Source organism: Neisseria sp. P0019.S002, assembly GCF_051957155.1.
GTDB classification, from domain to species: Bacteria; Pseudomonadota; Gammaproteobacteria; order Burkholderiales; family Neisseriaceae; genus Neisseria; species Neisseria perflava.
The window spans coordinates 1-22023 of record NZ_JBQCWS010000012.1 but is presented as its reverse complement, the minus strand read 5'-3'; the positions used below and the strand labels follow the sequence as shown (position 1 = coordinate 22023).

Sequence of the window (22023 nt, the reverse complement as noted above, 5' to 3'; positions counted from 1 at the left end):
TTTAACCACCACCCTGTTTTAACAGGGCTTTTATTTTATAAAAAACCCCAACAAACTTCCTACACAATCCAATACATACAAAAAAATACAAACTAAAGGCCGTCTGAAATGCTCTTTCAGACGGCCTTTTGAATTTGACCTTCGCTTTAATTTATATTGTTGCCGCTTGTTTTTTGGTATGATGTTTCTTTGATCCTTTATATCAGCCTCGAGTTTGCTATGTCTGTCTATACAAGTGTTTCCGACGCTCAAATGCGTGACTTCCTTCTGCAATATGATTTGGGAGATTTTGTTTCTTTGCAGGGGATTGCTCAAGGAATTACTAATAGTAATTATTTTTTGACAACTTCAACCGGTCGTTATGTCTTGACTGTTTTTGAGGTTTTAAAATCAGATGAACTGCCTTTCTTTTTAGAACTCAACCAGCATTTGAGTCTGAATGGTGTTGCCTGCGCTGCTCCGATTGCTCGCAAAGATGGCAGACTACATTCTATTTTGGCCGGAAAACCGGCTTGTTTGGTTACTTGTTTGAATGGCTCGGATACCGGCTGGCCAACTGAGGCTCAATGCTTCCATACCGGTGCTATGCTGGCCAAAATGCATTTAGCCGGTCAAGACTTTCCTTTAAAAATGAAAAATCCTCGTTATGATGACTGGTGGCATAATGCCTGCACTCAATTGCTACCTGTTTTAGATTCTGAGGATGCCGCACTGCTTCAATCTGAAATTGCTGCTTTAGATGAAAATCTAGGAGAGCATTTGCCTTCCGGTATTATCCATGCCGATTTATTTAAGGACAACGTATTGCTTAATGGAGATGAAGTTTCCGGCTTTATCGATTTCTATTATGCGTGTAACGGCAATTTCATGTACGACCTGGCAATTGCGGTTAATGATTGGGCACGAACAGCTGATAACGAATTAGACCCTATCCTTTATGATGCCTTTATCCATGGCTATGAAAGCGTACGTCCATTATCTAATGAAGAACGCGCGTATTTCCCTACTGCACAAAGAGCCGGATGTATTCGTTTCTGGGTATCTCGCCTACTTGATTTCCATTTCCCTCAATCAGGAGAAATGACGTTTATTAAAGATCCGAATGCATTTAGGGATCTGCTATTGAGTCTTAAATAATATATAGATAAAAGGCCGTCTGAAATTCAGACGGCCTTTTATCTAATGTCCTCCCCCACTGGAGCCGTTAAATGGCGGCCTTGCAAGCCAAATAATGGGAATCATGCTGATGAATATGATACTGCCTGCCAAGAAGATTTCATTTGAACCAATAATAAAGCCTTGTTGGGAAATGGTGCTATTTATCGCCACTAAAGCCTGCTCCTTGCTTAAACCATTGGCCATCATGCCTTGAATAGATTGGTTGCTGATTGAGGACAATAAATTAACATGTTCGGTCAGTTGAGTATGGTGCAGAGCTTCGCGTCGTTCCCACATGGTACTGACCACAGATACTCCGACACCGCCCATAAAGACTCGTAAGAAGTTAGACAGGCTACTTGCCGAGGCAATTTGGTTGCCTTTCATATGAGACAAGGTGATACTGGTCAAAGGCAGGAAGAACATGGCTACGCCTAAACCCTGCCAAAACTGCGGCCAAACGACGTTGCTCATATCCATGCCGGCATAGAAATCGGTTCGCCAATGGAATGTGTAGGCAAACACCAAGAAGCTGGCACTGACAAACAGACGCATATCGACGCGATTACCAAACTTACCAATAATCGGCGATAAAATAATCGGCAGGAAGCCCACCGGTGCAGCAGCCAAACCTGCCCAAGTAGCGGTATAACCAAGATTTGATTGCAACACTAAAGGCAACAGGGTCAATGTACCCATATAAACCATGAAGCCCAACGATGTGGCAACAACGCCTATCGTGAAGTTTCTATTTTTAAACAATGACAAATCGACAATCGGGTATTTCTCGCCCAGCTCCCAAACAATAAAATATGTCAGGAACACCAAAGCGGTAACGCCCAAAACGATAATCTCTCCCGAGGCAAACCAGTCCAATTCCTTGCCCCTATCAAGCATCATTTGCAATGCGCCGACACCGACAATCATCAACACCAGCCCGACATAATCGATTGGCGCCCTGACGATTTCAGTTTCCCTGTGTCTAAGCTGCTTCCAAGCAATAGTTGCAGACAAAATCCCGATCGGGATATTGATAAAGAAAATCCATCCCCAATGCCAGTTGTCCGAAATCCAACCGCCCAAAATCGGCCCCAATACAGGGGCAACAACGACGGTCATTGCCCATAATGCCAGTGCCAATGTTCGTTTTTCAGGCGGATAGGAAGCCATCAACAGGCTTTGGGACAAGGGAATCAATGGCCCGGCAATGAAACCTTGCAATACACGGAAAAAAACCAAGGCTTGAAGATTATGTGCCATACCGCACAGCCATGACGTTACGACAAACCCGATCACAGCAGCGATAAAGATTTTCACCTCGCCAAACCGCTTGGCCAAAAAACCCGTCAAGGGGACGGAAATGGCATTGGCTACGGCAAATGAGGTAATCACCCAAGTTCCCTGCGTGGTAGCCGCGCCTAAATCCCCTGCAATAACAGGCACGGCAACGTTGGCGATGGTACTGTCCAAGACTTCCATAAATACGGCCAAGCTGAGCGCCAAAGTTGCCAACACCAGCTTAAACCCTTGTAACGGCGGATAATTCATATTTATAAACTATAAGACAACCGCCAAAGCGGTCGATTGAAGAGAATCAATATTTCAGACGGCCTGAGCCTTCAATAAAAGACTCAGGCCGTCTGAAAAGATTATTTTGCGTATTGCTCGAAGATTTTATCGACTAAAGCATCGGCGGCTTTCCAATCCACACTTTCCGTTTCCGGCAAGGCAGTATTCCGTTCCGCTTCGGCAGTCATGGCTTTACCGCTGCCCTTCTCGGCAATATCGACTTTAACAGTCATCGACAAACCGACACGGAGCGGATTTTTTTGCAATTCTTTAGCATCCAAACTGATACGCACCGGTACACGTTGTACAACTTTAATCCAGTTGCCCGTTGCGTTTTGCGCCGGCAGTAATGAGAACGCGCTGCCCGTACCGGCCGACAAGCCCATTACCTTGCCATGGTAAACCACTTTGCTGCCGTACAAATCGGCTGTCATTTCAACAGGCTGGCCAATTTTCATTTTGCGCAGTTGCGACTCTTTAAAGTTGGCATCCACCCACAATTCAGACAGAGGCACAACAGCCATCATCGGTGTACCTTGCACGATACGTTGGCCGACTTGGACATTGCGTTTGGCAATTTGGCCGCCAATCGGCGAACGGATTTGCGTACGTTGCAAATTCAACCAAGCGTCTTTGATGTGGCTGATGGCCGTCTGAACTGCCGGTTGTTGGCGCAGAGGAATATTGCTGCCCAACGCTGCCTGAGCAGAAACTTCTTCCGCCTCAACTGCTTTCAATGCAGCCTGAGCCTGAACCACAGCGGCGCGGGCATGGCTGAGTTCTTCACCAGAAACCGCTTCCGTACCCGCCAAAGATTCGCGGCGGCGCAAATCGGCTTGCGCACGGGCCAAATCGGCTTTGCGCAACAACACTTGCGCTTTAGCTTTTGAATTGACCGCAGTTTGCTGTTTGTTTTGACGGATGGCCTGAATCAATTCATTTTGCGCACGATCGTATGCCAGCTGAAAATCGCTGTCGTCCAAAGCCACCAACACATCGCCTTTTTTCACGACATCCGTATCGTCATACATGACTTTGCGCACCGTGCCGTTCACCTGCGGCGTGATCATCACCAAATGACCGGCCACATAAGCATCTTCTGTTTCTTCTTCATGCTGCCAAAACAGAAAATACGCCAAAGCAACTACGGCCGCCGCAATAAGGAATAGAAGCGTAACGATAACCAAATTACGTTTGCGATGCATTTTAACGCCGGAAGCGGCTACTTCCGTTTCTTTTTGGACATTATTTTTTTCTGATTGAGTATCCATAAGTCCTAACTTTAATTCTGCACATGTGATAACGATATTATTGTCTTACTGGGCGCTGACTTATACCATCAGTCCCCAATACGCGCGTTTAACGCGCTAAAGAGTCATATTCTATAGTTACACTCTATTCATTACAATAATTTCTTCCGGTAGCAAATGTAAATAAGGTAAGCAAAAAGCCGTCTGAAATCACTTTCAGACGGCCTACGTTTTGATAAAACGTTTATTTCTTATTTAATTTAAAGCCTCCGCCCAACTGGGCATTGAGGTTACTCCAAGCTGTCAGATATTCTGCATGGTATTGAACTGCCGACATTTTCGTACGCGCAGCCTCGTCTTGTTTTTGCAAGGCGGTCAAGCCGTTATCCAAGCCAGCACGAACACGTCCTTTCGCATTTTGCACAGATTTATCCGCGATATTGACCATCTTATTCCAAGTATCTTGTCTGCTTTTCAGGCTTTGATAGTCGACTACGGCATCTGCTGCCGAACGCATGGCATTCAAAACAGTTTGGTCATACACGGCAACCTGCTCATTATATTGGGCACGTTTGCCCGCCAATTTGGATTGCAGCGCGCCGGACGTAAACAATGGCAGATTCAAAGCCGGAACGATGCCCAACATACCAGATGTCCGTCCGCGAATCAGATTGAACGCATCAATGTGCGTCATACCTGCCAAAACTTTCAACTCGATATTCGGGTAAAACTCTGCCTCGGTCGATTTGACGATATGCCATTTCTCTTCAAGCAAGGCTTTTTGCGCCGCGATATCGGGACGGGCCGCCAACAAATCCGCTTCAATACGGCTAACCGACAATGACGGCACAGCCGCCATTTTTTCCGGAACCTGTCCATTTAATGCATCCGGCACTCGGCCGGTCAATACAGCCAGGCTGTTGCGGATTTTCTCATTTTTCTGAGTCCATGCCGATTTTTCAAGCTGCAATTGTTGTTGCGCCATTTCCAGAGCGTGCAAGGCATCTGCAGGAGCCAGCTGCGCTTTAACGCGTTGTTGCATCAGTTTCAATGCTTTATCCGCCAGCTCTATACGCGTATCCAGCAGCGCCAGTTGTTCTGTCGCCATCTGCCACGCAAAATATTGGGCAGCAACAGCATGAGCCAGCTCGGTGCGGACATGCTGCGCTTCATATACCGCTGCCCGGCTTTTTCCCAAAACGGCTTGAATCTGCTCTCGGTTTTTACCCCAAAAGTCAAAAACCAAGCTGCCTTGCAAGGCTGCGTTCGCCAAAACCAATGTATGGTCGGTATCAACCATACCGGCTTGAGGTTTGGGTGAAACATAAGCACCCAGACCTGTAACGCCCAAGCCGACTTGCGGTTTGTTGGCGGCTCCTACAACGCCCAGCTGCGCCTGAGCCTGCTCAAACCTTGCCTTGACGACACGCAGATTGGTAGACGTCTGAATGGCGGAAGCAATCAAATTGTTTAATTTTTTATCTTTCAGCTTCATCCACCAGCCGTCTTGGGCAGTAGCGGCAGATTGGCCTTGCGGCAGCGGATAGGCTGTTGTCTCATCTAAAGGCGACTGTTTGCCGAACGGCGCACATGCCGCCAACAGCGAAACAGCGGCAACGCATACGCTTGATTTGACCAAACCTAATTTCATACAGACTCCGTTTATGTGTGCCTGCCGCAGACCATCAGGCCGTCTGTTGTCAATTGCCCAAACGGTTCAACAGTTTACCCAACAGGTGTTGCAGCGTATCATAATCCTCTTTCGTGAAATCTTCCCACGCCTGGCCGCTCTGACGGGCAATTTGCGGCCATACTTCGTGGATGAAGGTCTCACCTGAAGGGGTCAATTTTAGCACAATCTGACGACGGTCTTTCTGATTGATATAACGCTCTACCCAGCCGCGCTCAACCATGTCGTCCGACAGGCGTGTTGCACTGGTACGCGTCAAGTCCATCAGGTCACTCAAGCGCGAAGGCAGGATTTCGCTGTTTGGGCTGACGTAAACCGCCATCAGGGAAAACCACAGGTTTTCATTGATGCCGAACGCTTTCAGGTTTTCGTTCAAATGGCTGCTCAAACGTTCGGTTACGATGCGCAACATACGGGATACTTGGTTTTGCTGCTCCGGAAACTGCGGCAGACGGGTAGAAAGCAAACGCATTGCGTTGACTAATTCGGTTTGTGAAAAACTCATAAATTCCTTCTTTCTGAGTGAATTATTTTATTCGATATCAATCAAAATAAAATATGATGTAATAATTTACTTTAAGATACCAATTACTTACTTTAAGACGTTATACTAATTCAGATGATTATTTTAGTGTATGAAAATCTGATAATCGGTTACATGCTCCTACTAAACGGAGTTTTCTATGCCTAAATCATGAAAATTCGCCCCTAAAAAAGGCCGTCTGAAACCTTGACGACAACTTTCAGACGGCCTCCATAACGGATTAAAATAAGTTTTTCCACTTGTACCGGATTCAAACCATGAACACTTCCGCCTTTTTCCCCCATATCACCCTTATCGGCGTCGGTTTAATCGGCGGTTCGTTCATGCTCGACCTCAAACGCTTGGGACTGGTGCAAACCGTTACCGGCATCGACACCAATGCCGACAACCTCAATTACGCACTCGAATGCGGCATCATCGACCATGCCTATCCGAATATTTGCGCCAAAAGCATCGGCAACGCCGATTTGGTTTTGATTGCCACTCCAGTCTCCGTCCTGCCTGACGTATGCCGCGACATCAAGCCCTTCTTAAAAGACACTGCCTGCGTTTCCGATGTCGGCAGCACCAAACAATCGGCACTTAATGCCTTCCGCACTCACTTATCCGACCGCCTGCCGCAATGTTTTGCCGCCCACCCGATTGCCGGCTCGGATCAAAGCGGGGCAAAATCCGCGCGTTGCGGTTTGTTTCAAAACAGCCGCCTGATTATTACGCTACACGGCCAAGAGGCTTCAGATGGCCTGAGACGGCTGAAAAGCCTGTGGCAGGCGGTTGGTTCGCAAATTTCGACCATGAGTGCCGAAGAACACGACAATATTTTTGCCGCTGTTTCCCACTTGCCGCACTTGACCGCCTTTGCCTATGTCCACGCTTTGGTTGACCATCCGCACGGCAAAGACTACCTCCCCTATGCCGCCACCGGCTTTCGCGACTTTACCCGCATTGCCTCCAGCCACCCTGCCGTCTGGACAGACATCTGCCTGGCCAACCGCCCTGCCCTGCTCAAACTGACCAGCGATTTGAAGGAACAATTATCCAAATTGGAACAACTCCTTTCAGAAGGCAACAAAACCGAGCTTTACCGCTATTTTGAAGAAGCCGCACAAATGCGTAATGACTGGCTGAAAAACCGTTAAACCTGTTTTCAGACGGCCTGATACCTTCTCAGTTAAAATCTTCATCACAATAAAAAGGGCATCTGTTTAGATGCCCTTTTTTTGATTTCTTACGACTTTAACCAACGTTTCACTCAGTCTTTCAAACGAAACTCAGCCGCTCTGGCGTGCGCGGTCAAGCTTTCGCCATGCGCCAACACGCTGGCGGTTTTGCCCAACTTCTGCGCCCCTTGTTCTGAAACCTGAATCAGACTGGAGCGTTTTTGGAAATCATATGTTCCCAAAGGAGAAGAGAAACGCGCCGTGCGGCTGGTCGGCAAAACGTGGTTGGGGCCAGCGCAATAGTCGCCCAGGCTTTCACTGGTATAGCGTCCCATGAAAATCGCACCGGCGTGGCGGATTTTTTTCGCCCACTCTTGCGGATTCTCAACCGACAGCTCTAAGTGTTCGGGAGAAATATAGTTGGCGATTTTGCAGGCTTCATCTAAATCTTTAGCCAAAATCATTGCGCCGCGGTTGCCCAATGAAGCTTCAATAATCGCACGGCGAGGCATGGTTTCAATCAAGCGGTTCATGGCCGTCTGAACTTCGTCCAAATACGCTTGAGAAGTACCGATCAAAATCGCTTGTGCAATTTCATCGTGTTCCGCCTGACTAAACAAATCCATGGCCACCCAATCGGCAGGCGTCGTGCCATCGGCAATCACCAAAATTTCAGACGGCCCTGCCACCATATCAATACCGACCACGCCGAACACGCGTCGTTTGGCTGCGGCAACAAAGGCATTGCCCGGGCCGGTAATCTTATCGACCTGAGGCACAGATTCCGTACCATAAGCCAAAGCCGCAACCGCCTGCGCACCGCCGACCGTAAACACTTTGGTTACACCGGCCACAAAAGCAGCCGCCAGCACGATATCGTTGCGCTCACCTTTCGGAGTGGGAACGACCATGATGATTTCTTTCACGCCGGCAACGTGGGCAGGCATGGCGTTCATGATAACGGAACTCGGATAAGCGGCTTTACCGCCCGGAACATAAATACCGACACGGTCAAGCGGCGTAATCTGTTGACCCAAAAGCGTGCCGTCTTCGTCTTCGTAAGTCCACGACTCCATTTTTTGGTGTTTATGGTAGCTTTCCACCCGTCTCGCGGCCGTTTTCAAGGCCGTCTGAATGTTTTCAGGCAAACGCTCAAACGCAGACTGCAAATCATCTTGCGTCAGAATTAAATCGTCGATGGTTTGAGCGGATGTACCGTCAAAGCGGTTGGTGTATTCAATCAGTGCCGCATCGCCGCGTTTTTGAACATCGGCGCAGATATCGGCAACAATACGGTCGATTTCAGGGTTTTGCGCGGTTTCAAAAGCAAGCAGTGCTTTGAGTTCGGCTTGAAAATCAGGGGATTGGGTGTCGAGTTTCTTCATGGTTTGCTCTCTTCCTTGTTTCGTTCCTATTGTTTTCAGACGGCCTCAGCCACACATAGGCCGTCTGAATATTATTTTTTCAAAAAACCTTTTTTCTGCAAAAACGCCAACATATGCGGCCGCACAGGATTGCCCAAGGTTTTGGTCAGCGATTCTTTCCAAGGTATCGGGCTACCCTTGCGCAACTCATAATAATCCGCTACTGCCTGATTATAAGCTTCAACCGCCTCGGCATTCAGGCTCGGGCAGGCGTTTTCGGCATACACCATTTCTTTAGGCAGGCGCGGTTTGAGCGGCGGATCTTGGTCGGGATAACCGAGGCACAACCCCACCAAAGGCACGCAATAATCCGGCAGGTTCAACACATCCGATACTTTTTGTGCATTATTGCGCAACGCGCCGATATACACGCCACCCAGCCCAAGCGATTCGGCGGCAAGCAATACGTTTTGCGCCATAATGCCCGCATCGACCGCACCAATCAGAGTTACTTCCGCCCAATCAATTTGCGCATCGGGAAACATCGCCTTGTGTTTGGAAAAATCGATACAAAACAGTAAAAATGCCGCACAATGGACAATATAAGGTGCGCTTCCTGCCGCTTCATGTATCCCCTGCCTCAGCGCAAGATCGGATACGCGGATGATGGAAACGCATTGCAGATTATTGGAAGTCGAAGCCTGCTGTCCGGCGCGAACCAGCGTATCGAGGATTTCAGCGGCAATCGGTTCGGAAGTAAACCTGCGGATGGAACGATGGGAAAGAATCGTATCGAGTGTCGGTTTGCTTTGCATCATGACAGGGCTTTCAAACTGGGTTGGCAGACAGGTTTTGCCAAAAACTTTTCAGACGGCCTTAGCGGCATTTTCAAATGCCTGAATAATCGGATTCAACAGCGCATATTTGGTTTTCAAGGCCGCTTTGTTGACCACCAAGCGGCTGGAAATATCAGCCACATGTTCCACAGCTTCCAAACCATTGGCTTTCAATGTATTGCCGCTGGAAACCAAATCGACAATCGCGTCGCTCAAACCGACCAAAGGCGCAAGCTCCATCGAGCCGTACAGTTTGATGATGTCCACATGCACACCCTTGTCGGCAAAGTGTTCGGCGGCGATGTCGGGATATTTGGTGGCAATCCGCAAGCGGCTGCCGGGTTTGGATGCAGCGGCGTAATCGAAACCTTTTTTAACCGCAACCATCATGCGGCATGAGGCGATGTGTAAATCCAAAGGTTGATACAGGCCATCTCCGCCATGCTCAATCAGCACGTCCTTACCGGCAATACCGAAATCCGCCGCACCATATTGCACATAAGTCGGCACGTCGGTCGCGCGCACAATCACCAAACGGATATTGTCATGATTCGTACCAATAATCAGCTTGCGCGATTTTTCCGGCTCTTCCGCAGGCACAATACCGGCGGCGGCCAACAGCGGCAGGGTTTCTTCAAAAATTCGCCCCTTGGATAAAGCAATCGTTAAAAGTGTGTCGGTCATTTTTTTCTTCTCCTTTGCCGTATCAAAAACAAGAAGGCCGTCTGAAATCCACAACCCATTTCAGACGGCCTCAACTATGGTTTTACAATAAAGTTTTCACATCAGCCGCAATCGTTTCCGGCTCGCTGCCGTAAGGCGAGAAAATCGCCACTTCGCCGTTTTTATCAATCAAATATGCACCTGAAGAGTGGTCGACCAAATAGTTTTCGCTGTCTTCTTTTTGGTTAACTTTAGCCGATACCACACGGTATTGCTGTTTGATGACAGGCAGGCTTTGATCGCCGGTAGCCGTCAGTCCGATAAAATCAGGGTTGAACTGTTTGGCGTATTTGCCGATTACTTCAGGCGTATCGCGCTCAGGGTCGATGCTGACAAATACTACTTTCACGTCTTTAGCCTGATCGCCCAATTGTTTCAACGTGTCGCTATAAGTCAGCAACTCGGTTGGGCATACGTCAGGACAGTGGGTATAACCGAAAGACAGGATGACCACTTTGCCTTTCAAATCGCTCAGGCTGAAAGGTTTGCCGTCGCCATCGGTCAATGTAAAGTCGCCGCCAATGTCTTCTTTGCGCATATCGGTACCACGCGCTTGCGCTTTGGCAGTAGATTCACCGGAAGCAGCCGGTGCGGCAGAAGCGGCAGGCGCCGAAGAAACCTCTTTGGCTTCCTCTTTAGGCTGACAAGCAGCCAGGGTGGCCAACGCAATAGCACTGAGTAAGAAAGTTCGTGTAACGGAAAGCATAAATTTTCTCCAAAACCGTTTCAAATAAATAAGGCCAAACAACCACCCGGCCAGTATAAAAACAAAACATCTTCATATTAACGCGTTTGATACATTAAATGTAGCCCTTTTTGCAGATAAATACTGCTTTTTTGTTTTAAAAATCTGCCTTCCATTTAGATAGCCATCAATCGTAAAAAGTTTAATTCATTAAAAATCAAATAAATATAAAAATAATCCAATTTTTTTTCAAATACCGCTTTACAAGATTCGATAACTCGCTATAATGACGACTTCTTCGCTAGCCCAGGTGGCGAAATTGGTAGACGCAGGGGACTCAAAATCCCCCGCCGCAAGGTGTGTCGGTTCGAGTCCGACCCTGGGCACCAAATTAAAAAAACCTCTTGATTCAGTCAAGAGGTTTTTTGCTATTTATCATTTGCAAAAACCTTCTCCTTACTCAAACTGTCAACAATCCACCCACATCAAGCTCAATAAAATTATTTTTTTATTTCTTTAAAATCAAACGATAATCTATTTTCACTTCTTAAATGTTAAAAGATGAAAGATTTTGTCTTGCTTGTACAGTCGGATTGCGTTATCGTTTCTACTCTTTTTCACAAACTCTGTGTTTCTTTCCAATTGCTTGGATAGTCTGACTGTCATCGTATTCCCTCAGTGCGCGTACCCTAAATCGCTGCTTGGTGGAATTGCATTACAGGTGCTGTGGTGAGGCAGATTGTTCCTATTGGTTTGAAACCATATAAAAGAGGTCAATATGCAATTATCAGGCGCACAAATCATCGTGCAAAGTCTCAAAGCCGAAGGTGTCGAGTATGTATTCGGCTATCCGGGCGGCGCGGTTATCGAAATCTACGATGCCCTTTTCCAACTCAATAAATTCAAGCACATCCTGGTTCGCCACGAGCAGGCCGCCGTACATGCGGCAGATGCCTATGCCCGTGTCAGCGGCAAAGTCGGCGTTGCCTTGGTAACTTCCGGCCCGGGCGTGACCAATGCCCTGACCGGTATCGCCACTGCTTACAGTGACTCCATTCCGTTGGTAGTCATCAGCGGCCAGGTAGGCAACTCCCTTATCGGGACAGACGCATTCCAAGAAGTGGATACAGTCGGCATTACCCGCCCTTGTGTCAAACACAATTTCTTGGTGACCAATATTGCTGAGTTGGCAGATACCATCAAAAAAGCTTTCCAAATCGCCGCAAGCGGCCGTCCGGGTCCCGTTGTTGTCGATGTTCCTAAAGATGTCACCCAAGCAATGGCTAAATTCAGCTATCCTCAAGAAGACATCTTCATCCGCTCTTACCAACCGGTTGTACAAGGCCACATCGGTCAAATCAAAAAAGCCGTACAAATGCTGGCTTCCGCCAAACGCCCTATTGTTTACTTCGGCGGCGGCGTGGTTTTAGGCAATGCCTCTGAGGAAATGACCAAATTCGTCCGCATGATCGGCGCTCCTTGTGCTGGTACATTGATGGGCTTGGGTGCATACCCTTCCAGCGACCGCCAATTCTTGGGCATGCTGGGTATGCACGGCACTTATGAAGCCAACCTCGCCATGCAGAATGCAGACGTTGTACTGGCAATCGGTGCGCGCTTCGATGACCGCGTGATTTCCGTACCATCCAAATTCTTTGAAAAAGCGAAAAAAATTATTCATATCGACATTGACCCGTCCAGCATTGCCAAACGCGTCAAAGTGGATATCCCGATTGTCGGCGACGTGAAAAACGTATTGTCCGAAATGATTCAATTGTGGGGCAAACAAGAATCTGTACCTGCAGCCGATTCATTGGATAAATGGTGGAAAAGCATTGAAGAATGGCGTTCGCGCAACTGCCTGTGGTTTGATAATGAAAGCGAAATCATCAAACCGCAATACGTCATTCAAAAACTGGCCGAAATCACCAATAATTCTGCCATCATTACTTCCGATGTCGGTCAACACCAAATGTTTACCGCCCAATATTACCCATTCGAGCGTCCTCGCCAATGGCTCAATTCCGGCGGTTTAGGCACAATGGGCGTCGGCTTGCCATATGCCATCGGTGCGAAACTGGCTGCTCCTGATCAAGATGTATTCTGTATCACCGGTGAAGGCTCGATTCAGATGAACATCCAAGAGCTGTCCACCTGCTTCCAATACCGCGTTCCGGTTAACATCGTTACCTTGAACAACGGCTACCTCGGCATGGTTCGCCAATGGCAAGAACTTTATTACGGCAACCGTGAATCGGAAACCTATTTCGACTCATTGCCTGATTTTGTCAAACTGGCTGAAGCCTACGGCCATATCGGCATCCGTGTGGACAAGAAATCCGATGTAGAAGGCGCGTTGCTGGAAGCATTAAACCAAAAAGACCGTCTGGTATTCCTCGATTTCTTGACCGACAAGAAACAAAACGTACTGCCTATGGTCGGCAACGGCAAAGGCTTGGACGAGATGGTTCTGCCGCCGCATATGCGCGAAACATTGTCAGCGTAAGGAGAGAAAAATGCGACATATCTTATCTATTCTGATGGAAAACGAATCAGGTGCGATGAGCCGTGTGGTAGGTTTGTTCTCCGCACGCGATTACAACATCGACTCCTTGGCTGTTGCACCAACCGAAGACAAAACCTTGTCCCGTATGACCATTGTTACCCACGGCGATGAGCACGTCATCGAGCAAATCACCAAACAACTCAACAAACTGATTGAAGTTGTCAAAGTGGTTGACTTGAACGAAAGCCGTTTTGTCGAACGCGAGCTGATGTTGGTAAAAGTCCGCGCCGTCGGCAAAGACCGCGACGAATTCCTGAGATTGACCGAAATCTACCGCGGCAGCGTTATTGATGTAACAGACCGCAGCTATACCATCGAAATCACAGGCTCTACCGAAAAACTCGACTCTTTCCTCGAGACAGTCGGTCGTGCTCAAATTTTGGAAACCGTACGCACAGGCGCAGCCGGCATCGGCCGCGGCGAGCGTATTTTGAAAATTTAACGCTGTATCGTTCAGACGGCCTTTTACTTTCAACAAAGGCCGTCTGAAAAACAGTAGGAGACAAACATGTCAAGCATCCAAATCGTTGCATTAGTTACCGTCAAACCCGAATACACCGAGGCTCTGGCTGCCCAGTTTAAAGAATTGGTCAAAGCCAGCCGTGCAGAAGAAGGCAACATCAGCTACGACCTGCACCAAGAAATCGGCAAACCCAACCGTTTCGTATTCGTAGAAAGCTGGAAATCCCAAGCAGCTATTGACGAACACAATGCCAGCGAACATTTCCAAAATTTCGTCAAATCCATCGAAGGAAAAACCGAAGCATTGGAAATTGTCTTGATGAACCAAGTCCCTGCCTAAGCCCCTATTACTTTTAACTCAACCCGGATTGTCCGGAACCCTCTTACACTAAGGAAATAAAATGCAAGTTTATTACGATAAAGACGCTGACCTTTCTCTGATCAAAGGCAAAACTGTTGCCATCATCGGTTACGGTTCACAAGGTCACGCACACGCAGCAAACCTGAAAGATTCCGGCGTAAATGTCGTCATCGGTCTGCGCCAAGGCGGCTCTTGGAAAAAAGCCGAAGCAGCCGGTCATGACGTGCGCACCGTTGCCGAAGCAACCAAAGCAGCCGACGTTGTAATGATTCTGTTGCCTGACGAAAACCAACCTATCGTATACAAAAACGAAATCGAGCCAAACTTGAAAGAAGGCGCAGTATTGGCGTTTGCCCACGGCTTCAACGTACACTACAACCAAATCGTACCCCGCGCCGACCTCGACGTTATCATGATCGCCCCTAAAGGCCCAGGCCACACCGTACGCAGCGAATTCCTGAAAGGCGGCGGCGTACCTTCCCTGATCGCCGTTTACCAAGATAAAAGCGGCAAAGCCAAAGACATCGCCCTGTCTTACGCAGCAGCCAACGGCGGCACCAAAGGCGGCGTAATCGAAACCAACTTCCGCGAAGAAACCGAAACCGACCTCTTCGGCGAACAAGCCGTATTGTGCGGTGGCGTGGTCGAATTGATCAAAACCGGCTTCGAAACCCTAACCGAAGCAGGCTACGCCCCAGAAATGGCCTACTTCGAATGCCTGCACGAAATGAAGCTCATTGTTGACCTGATTTACGAAGGCGGCATCGCCAACATGAACTACTCCATTTCCAACAATGCAGAGTACGGCGAATACGTAACCGGCGTCGAAGTCATCAACGACAAATCCCGCGAAGCCATGCGCAATGCCCTCAAACGCATCCAAACCGGCGAATACGCTAAAATGTTCATCCAAGAAGGTGCCGTCAACTATGCCAGCATGACAGCCCGTCGCCGTCTGACCGCCGACCACCAAATCGAAAAAGTCGGCGCGCAACTGCGTTCCATGATGCCTTGGATTGCCAAAAACAAACTGGTTGACCAAGACAAAAACTAATCTGTCTTTAAATCACACAAAACCTGCCTGATCACTCAGGCAGGTTTTTTATAATTTTAAAACCCAATACACTATAAATCTCACTCAACAAGGCCGTCTGAAAACAATATAAACGACATTTGATCCCTAACTTCAATAAGCCGTCTTTTATGGTTCTCCTAAAATTTCCTTTTAGAAAAACATATTACGAAATAAACAACCATTTCCCATACCTACTCTGTCTGCAAAAAACAACGTTTCCCAACAAAATACGCCTAAAACAAGAGGAAAATTTGTTTTCTTAAGCCATAACCTTTATATTATGGTCATGGAATCGTTGAAATAGAACGATATCGTAATAAGAAGAACGAATGCTCGCTTCTTCACACTTAAAAAAGGAAAACAGCAATGAAAAAATCCCTGATTGCCCTGACTCTGGCGGCTCTGCCTGTTGCAGCTATGGCTGACGTAACTCTGTACGGTCAAATCAAAGCCGGCGTTGAAGTATCCAAAGTAAAATTAGGTGAACAAACTGCCGAAGGATTAAAGAAAACACGCAGCTCTAAAACTGCTACTGAAATCGCTGACTTCGGTTCACGCATCGGCTTTAAAGGCCACGAACACTTGGGTAACAACCTGAATGCTATCTGGCAAGTTGAACAAGACACTTCTATCGCCGGTGGCGACAAAGAGTGGGCTTCTCGCGAATCTTTCATCGGTTTGGAAGGTGGCTTCGGTAAAGTACGTGCCGGTAAATTGAACTCTACTGTTAAAGACTCTAGCGACAACGTTGACCAATGGGAAAGCAGCAACGGCGCTTTGAACATGTCTGTATTCACTCGTGTTGACGATCGTGCAGTATCTGTACGTTATGACAGCCCTGTATTCTCAGGCTTCAGCGCAAGCGTACAATACACTCCACGCGACAACGCCAACCCTAAAGATAAATACACTCACAAAGATGCTGCTCAGGATACTTACTACGCTGGCCTGAACTACGAAAACTCTGGTTTCTTCGGTCAATACGCCGGTGGTTTCCGTAAAAATTCTGTAGGCACTAAAGATGGTAACGTACAACGTTTGGTAGCTGGTTACGATGCTAATAACCTATTCGTATCTGTAGCCGGTCAATACGCTAAAAACTGGGAAACCTTGGGGGATTACGCCAAAGCACAATCTAACAAAGTAGTAGATGATGCTCATATGGCATATACTCCTGCAGGTAAAACAAAAAAACTGAATACCGTATTTGGTACTGATGCTGATTTAAATGACAAAGGTGTTGAAACTGTTGAAGTTGCTGCTACTGCCGCTTACCGCGCCGGTAACGTAACTCCTCGCGTTTCTTACGCTCATGGCTTCAAAGCTAAAGTTGACGGTAAAAAACTGAAAGGCACTCAATACGACCAAGTTATCGTTGGTGCTGACTACGACTTCTCTAAACGTACTACTGCTCTGGTTTCTGCCGGCTGGTTGCGTGGTGCTGAGTCTGGCCCTCACAAAGTTGAAACCATCTCTGGTTTGGTTGGCCTGCGTCACAAATTCTAATCTTCGGATTAGTATGAAAAAGAGCCTGTTTTATGCAGGCTCTTTTTTATTCTTATTCACTCAACGAAAATTAATTTAAGCGTTGATATATAAAAAGGCCGTCTGAAACCAATCGGTTTCAGACGGCCTTTAGTCTATCTACCCCTATTGCCAAATTACCATAAGGGCAACAAACAAGATTTATTTTTCATTCAGAATCTTACCGACAATCTCGCCTACATCTTTGGACAAACCTTCTTGTGCATTGATGCGTTGCAATTCTTTAGTCATGACGGCTTTGCGGTTGGCTTCCAATTTGTTGCAGATGTTAAAAGCCTGCACCAGTCGGGCGGCAACTTGCGGATTAAAACGGTCGATTTCCATCACTTTATCGGCTACAAAGCGGTAGCCGCTGCCGTCTTCTGCATGGAAGTGCGGAATATTGCGACTGAAGCTGATCAACAAAGAACGAGCCTTATTCGGGTTTTCAATACTGAACTTAGGATGACTCAAGGCCGTCTGAACTTGCTGTAAAGTATCTTTACGGCGGCTTGAGGCAATCAGGGCAAAGTATTTGTCCATTACCAAAGCATCATCGGCGAATTTATTGGCAAATTGCGTCAACAAACGATCGCGGATTTCACTTTCATTGCTGTTGATTGCGGATAAGATACCCCATTCGTGGGTCATGTTTTGCGCCATTGCTTCGTAATTCTCCGCAACGTGCTCGATATGCGCAGCGTCAGCACGGAGAACGAATGCCCTGCAAGCATTACGCAAAGTACGCCAGCCAGCCAATTCCGGGCTGTATTCATAACGAACAGCGGCATCAGCCTGGTTTTCTTGCTCGGCAGCTTGACGGTTCAGCTCGCGCCATTGAGGCAGGAACTTGACAGCAACGGCATTGAGTAAGGCTTCGCGCGCTTGATGAACCTGAATCGGGTCAATATTTTCTTCTTCTGCCCATACATCGGTTTCAGACGGCATTTGCAACAAAATGGCACGGAATGCTGGGTCGAAATCACCGGAAACCACCAAAGCCAAAGCGTCCATCAATGCTTTATGTTCCGGCAAAGGACGGCCTTCCGCCAATGCCTGACGGTTGGCGTTAATGGCACGATGATACAAGGTTTGAGCAGCTTCCCAACGGGCAAACTCATTTTCATCTGCCGCCAGTAAAGTCGCCAATTCTTGCTCGCTGTACGGATAGTTCAGGGTAACCGGTGCAGAGAAATCTCGCAGCAGAGACGGGATAACCGGCTCATTGACGCCGCCCAACACAAAAATCTGCTCGGCTTCAGTCAATACCAAAACTGCCTCTTTCACCCGTTTGCCTTGATATTCAAACTCAACCGCTTCGCCTTTTTCATTCAACAAACCGGTTTTGACTGGAATCATCATCGGCTGCTTGTCAGCCATATCGGGCGTGGCCGGAATGGTTTGTTTGATCGTCAATTCAAATGCACCATCTTTCAGACGGCCTTGAGCATCTAAAACCGGTGTACCGGCTTGGCTGTACCACAAGGCGAACTGATCAAGATTGATACCGTTTGCGTCTGCCATTGCAGCACGGAAATCATCACAAGTCACAGCCTGTCCGTCGTGGCGTTGGAAATACAACTTCATGCCTTTTTGGAAGCCCTCTTCCCCGAGCAAGGTATGATACATGCGCACTACTTCCGCACCTTTTTCATAGACGGTCATGGTGTAGAAGTTGTTCATCTCTTCATAGCTGGCCGGGCGGACAGGATGCGCAGTCGGGCCCGCATCTTCTGGGAATTGGAACAAACGCAGCATACGGACATTGTCGATACGGCGTACCACGCGGCTGGCTCGGTCGCCGGAAAACTCTTGATCACGGAATACGGTCAAACCTTCTTTCAGCGACAATTGGAACCAATCGCGACAGGTCACGCGGTTGCCTGTCCAGTTGTGGAAATATTCGTGGCCGACAACAGATTCAATGCCTTCAAAGTCGGTATCGGTCGCGGTACGGCTATTGGCTAGCACAAACTTGGTGTTGAAAATATTCAAACCTTTGTTTTCCATCGCGCCCATATTGAAATCGCCCACGGCAACGACCATGAAAATATCCAAGTCGTATTCCAAGCCGAAGCGTGTTTCGTCCCATTTCATCGCATTTTTCAACGATTCCATCGCAAAACCGACTTTAGGTTTGTCTGTCTCAGTGGTGTAGAACTCGATTTTGACCTTACGGCCGCTCATGGTCGTAAAATAATCTTCCGTTACTGCCAAATCGCCTGCCACTAAAGCAAAGAGATAGCTCGGTTTGGCAAACGGGTCTTCCCATTTCACCCAATGACGGCCGTCTGAAAACTCGCCGCCATCAATTTTATTGCCGTTAGACAGCAACACCGGATAGCGTTTTTTGTCTGCAACGATGGTGGTGGTAAATTTAGACATGACATCCGGACGGTCAATGTAGAACGTAATTTTGCGGAAACCTTCCGGTTCGCATTGGGTAAACAGGTTGCCGCCGGAAGCATACAGACCCATCAGCGATTTGTTCTCAGCAGGCAGAATTTCGGTTTCCACTTCCAGCGTGAAGTTTTCAGACGGTACGTCGGCAATCGTCAGTTTTTCGTCTTCCAACACATAATCTACAGCCCGGCCATTTACTTTCACAGACAGCAGTTTTGCCGAACCATCCAATACCAATGGCTCTCCTGCTCTTTCAGGTTGAATGGTCAGACTGGATTTGACGATGGTTTGCGGTTCTAAAATATCGAAATGCAGATCGGTTTTCAGAATACGGTACGCTGGCGCGGCGTAGTCTTTCAAATAATGGATGATTTTGCTCATTTATTCTCTTTCAGAGTCATACGGTAAATAGATGAAGCATATCGTTTCATATAGCCTAAATTCAAGTGTTTTCAGAAAAAAAGGCCGTCTGAAACCTAAAATTTCAGACGGTCTTCCTATTCAGGCAGCAAATCTAGTTGCCTGTCATTGCCAACTTACCACTGATACAGTGCACCGGCACCGACACCGACATGACCGTCGGTATTGGCCGAGAAGTTGCCTTTGACAATCCAGTTGCCGCCGTCGCTCATCGCAGACACGCCGATGGCCATGGCAGACTGGCCGCCGTAGTAGCCGCTGCCGACACCGATACCGGTCGCACCCGGACGGGTTACTTGCGGAATCGAGCCTTGGGCAATCGCACCAGCCACACCCGCGTAGGCTTTCTTACCTACTTGGTTGATGTTGTTCTGCAACTCGGTACCCAAACCAATCAACTGATTCACGTTTGCCGCGTCTGTACCGTCTTTACCCGGAGCCACGTTGATAATGCGTTGGCCGCCGTTGTTCAGACCGACAGGAGACAGTTTGACTTGGTTGTTCGGATTGTTTTCGGTCGGTGCAGCGATGGTTACGCCATCGTTGTTGACCACGGTATTGCCTGCGGTCAGACCGTCTTTGTTCAACGCAACTTTATCGCCGACTTTCACACCGTCGTTATTCATCACAGTATCGCCTGCTTTGAAGGTATCGGCATTCACGGTCTTCACGCTAATCTCGTCAGCCAACTTCAGTTGAGCGCCACCGGCTACGGTTTCGCTGATGATGTTGCTGTCGCCTTTAACGTTGATGGTGTCGCCCAACGCGTAGTTGTTGCTGCCGGTCGTACCGCCGAAGTTGATGCCTTTGGCGATATTGGCGGTGTTGTTGGCTACGTTTTGGTTGGTTGCGTACAACTGGCTGCCGTTGACGGCATCTTTGCTGTTGGCATTGATGTCGCCATCCGCTACGTTGGTTACTTTGTTGCCCGCATTATCCAAGCCGTCTTTAGTCAGGTTTACCTTGCCTGCTTTCAAGCCGTCTTTGTTCAATGCAACATCGTCACCAACTTTGACACCGTCAGTGTTCACTGCGGTATCGCCGGCTTTCACGCTGTCAACATCCAAGTCTTTATCGGTTGTCACCTCGTAAACAGTTTGACCCTTGTCGCCTGTTTTCTGAGTGACAACGATGTTCTTACCTTGAACGACTTCAGTCTTAGACGCAGCGGCAGCTTGTTTCAGTTGGGAAACATTGACTGCATCGGTGTCATCCGTACCGGCTGCAACGTTGGTAATCTTATTGCCACCATTGTTCAAGCCAGCTTTGGTCAAGTTCACATCGCCTGCTTTCAAGCCGTCTTTGTTCAATGCAACATCGTCGCCGACTTTCACACCGTCATTATTCATCACGGTATCGCCTGCGGTAACGCTGTCGACTTTCAGGTTTTTATCGGTCGCCACTTTGTAAATGGTTTGGCCATTGGCGCCGACATCCTGAGTCACAACGATATTATCGCCTTGAATGACTTCAGTCTTAGCCGCAGCCGCAGCTTTGTTCAACTGAGCAACATTCACCGCATCAGTGTCATCGGTACCGGCCGCAACGTTGGTAATCTTGTTGCCGCCGTTGTTCAAGCCGGCTTTAGTCAGGTTGACATCACCAACTTTCACGCCGTCAGTATTGACTGTGGTATCACCGGCTTTCACGCTGTCAACTGCCAAGTCTTTGGCCAATTTAACTTCCAACTTATCAGAGCCATTCGCTACAACACCGATATTGCCGTCTGAAAGTTTGGCTGCATCGGTTTGACCGCCGACAATATTCAGCTTCGTACCCGGTTTGCGTTCAACGTCTTTGCCGCTGTCGCCGCCGAAAGTCAAAGGCAGATTGGCAGTTGCATTGACGGCTTTGATCGCATCGTGGATGTTGTTCTCACCCGTACCGCCAATATCGGTCATGCTGATATTGCCGCCGTTATTGGCCGCATTACCACCCAATACATTTACCAACTGATCTTGGGCTGCATTCAGCTGCTCTTCGGTCGCCGCACGTTTGCCTTGGGCAAAGTCGCTGCCGCCCAAAGTCGTATTGCTCAAGCCGCTGACTTCTCCTTTATCGCCATCGATTTTCACCGGAGCCGCTTGACCGACATTCAACACATCAGCCAGTTTCAGCTGTGCACCACCGGCTACGGTTTCGCTGATGATGTTGCTGTCGCCTTTGACATTGATGGTGTCGCCCAATGCGTAGTTGTTGCTGCCGGTGGTACCGCCGAAGTTGATGCCTTTGG

General features: G+C 48.1%; 17 protein-coding genes and 1 tRNA gene. 8 read left to right on the top strand and 10 right to left on the bottom strand.

Annotation, left to right across the window (positions count from 1 at the left end):
- Positions 1-219 precede the first annotated feature (219 nt).
- Entirely contained in the window at positions 220-1137 is a 918-nt protein-coding gene (thrB, locus tag ACTHTY_RS11120; RefSeq protein WP_440367675.1) for a homoserine kinase, read from the top strand.
- Between the two features lie 42 nt (positions 1138-1179).
- Here thrB and ACTHTY_RS11115 read toward each other — a convergent pair whose 3' ends face one another.
- The 4 genes from ACTHTY_RS11115 to ACTHTY_RS11100 form a co-directional block, all read right to left on the bottom strand.
- Complete coding sequence (locus ACTHTY_RS11115; RefSeq protein ID WP_440367674.1) at positions 1180-2706, bottom strand: DHA2 family efflux MFS transporter permease subunit; 1527 nt, start codon at positions 2704-2706, stop codon at positions 1180-1182.
- A gap of 101 nt (positions 2707-2807) precedes the next feature.
- Complete coding sequence (locus ACTHTY_RS11110; protein ID WP_440367672.1) at positions 2808-3998, bottom strand: HlyD family secretion protein; 1191 nt, start codon at positions 3996-3998, stop codon at positions 2808-2810.
- A 223-nt stretch (positions 3999-4221) separates the two neighbouring features.
- Entirely contained in the window at positions 4222-5628 is a 1407-nt protein-coding gene (locus tag ACTHTY_RS11105; protein ID WP_440367670.1) for an efflux transporter outer membrane subunit, read from the bottom strand.
- Positions 5629-5677: 49 nt separating this feature from the next.
- A complete protein-coding gene (locus tag ACTHTY_RS11100; protein WP_004521040.1) occupies positions 5678-6172 on the bottom strand; it encodes a MarR family transcriptional regulator in 495 nt (164 codons plus the stop codon).
- A 296-nt stretch (positions 6173-6468) separates the two neighbouring features.
- Here ACTHTY_RS11100 and ACTHTY_RS11095 point away from each other — a divergent pair, with 296 nt between their 5' ends.
- A complete protein-coding gene (locus ACTHTY_RS11095; RefSeq protein ID WP_440367669.1) occupies positions 6469-7350 on the top strand; it encodes a prephenate dehydrogenase in 882 nt (293 codons plus the stop codon).
- A 113-nt stretch (positions 7351-7463) separates the two neighbouring features.
- Here the strand turns inward: ACTHTY_RS11095 and hisD are convergent, their stop codons facing one another.
- From hisD to ACTHTY_RS11075, 4 genes are all read right to left on the bottom strand, one after another.
- Positions 7464-8756 (bottom strand): histidinol dehydrogenase, encoded by a 1293-nt coding sequence (hisD, locus tag ACTHTY_RS11090; RefSeq protein ID WP_440367667.1) that lies wholly within the window; start codon positions 8754-8756, stop codon positions 7464-7466.
- 71 nt (positions 8757-8827) lie between these two features.
- Complete coding sequence (gene nfsA / locus ACTHTY_RS11085; RefSeq protein ID WP_440367666.1) at positions 8828-9553, bottom strand: oxygen-insensitive NADPH nitroreductase; 726 nt, start codon at positions 9551-9553, stop codon at positions 8828-8830.
- Between the two features lie 48 nt (positions 9554-9601).
- The gene (hisG, locus tag ACTHTY_RS11080; protein ID WP_036473098.1) at positions 9602-10255 is read right to left on the bottom strand and encodes an ATP phosphoribosyltransferase; all 654 of its coding nucleotides are present in this window, start codon (positions 10253-10255) and stop codon (positions 9602-9604) included.
- Positions 10256-10337: 82 nt separating this feature from the next.
- Positions 10338-11000: an SCO family protein gene (locus tag ACTHTY_RS11075; RefSeq protein ID WP_070825918.1), complete on the bottom strand. Its 663-nt coding sequence runs from the start codon at positions 10998-11000 to the stop codon at positions 10338-10340.
- 283 nt (positions 11001-11283) lie between these two features.
- On the opposite strand from ACTHTY_RS11075, the gene ACTHTY_RS11070 reads away from it, so the two are divergent.
- The 6 genes from ACTHTY_RS11070 to porB all read left to right on the top strand — a co-directional run bounded on the left by ACTHTY_RS11070 (position 11284) and on the right by porB (position 16949).
- Positions 11284-11368 (top strand) — tRNA-Leu (locus ACTHTY_RS11070).
- Between the two features lie 389 nt (positions 11369-11757).
- Positions 11758-13485, top strand: a complete 1728-nt coding sequence (ilvB, locus tag ACTHTY_RS11065) for a biosynthetic-type acetolactate synthase large subunit (RefSeq protein ID WP_440367665.1) — start codon at positions 11758-11760, stop codon at positions 13483-13485.
- A 10-nt stretch (positions 13486-13495) separates the two neighbouring features.
- Positions 13496-13987, top strand: coding sequence for an acetolactate synthase small subunit (gene ilvN, locus ACTHTY_RS11060; RefSeq protein ID WP_003748480.1), 492 nt, complete (start codon positions 13496-13498; stop codon positions 13985-13987).
- A gap of 66 nt (positions 13988-14053) precedes the next feature.
- Positions 14054-14347 (top strand): putative quinol monooxygenase, encoded by a 294-nt coding sequence (locus ACTHTY_RS11055; protein WP_070583491.1) that lies wholly within the window; start codon positions 14054-14056, stop codon positions 14345-14347.
- Positions 14348-14408: 61 nt separating this feature from the next.
- The gene (ilvC, locus tag ACTHTY_RS11050; RefSeq protein WP_003680040.1) at positions 14409-15422 is read left to right on the top strand and encodes a ketol-acid reductoisomerase; all 1014 of its coding nucleotides are present in this window, start codon (positions 14409-14411) and stop codon (positions 15420-15422) included.
- Positions 15423-15809: 387 nt separating this feature from the next.
- Positions 15810-16949, top strand: a complete 1140-nt coding sequence (gene porB, locus ACTHTY_RS11045; RefSeq protein ID WP_440367663.1) for a trimeric porin PorB — start codon at positions 15810-15812, stop codon at positions 16947-16949.
- A gap of 180 nt (positions 16950-17129) precedes the next feature.
- Here the strand turns inward: porB and pepN are convergent, their stop codons facing one another.
- Both pepN and ACTHTY_RS11035 read right to left on the bottom strand, forming a co-directional pair.
- Positions 17130-19751 carry an aminopeptidase N gene (pepN, locus tag ACTHTY_RS11040; RefSeq protein ID WP_440367662.1) on the bottom strand — a complete coding sequence of 874 codons (2622 nt, stop codon included), beginning with the start codon at positions 19749-19751 and terminating at the stop codon, positions 17130-17132.
- 155 nt (positions 19752-19906) lie between these two features.
- A partial coding sequence (locus ACTHTY_RS11035) for a YadA family autotransporter adhesin (RefSeq protein WP_440367660.1) occupies positions 19907-22023 on the bottom strand: 2117 nt, incomplete at its 5' end.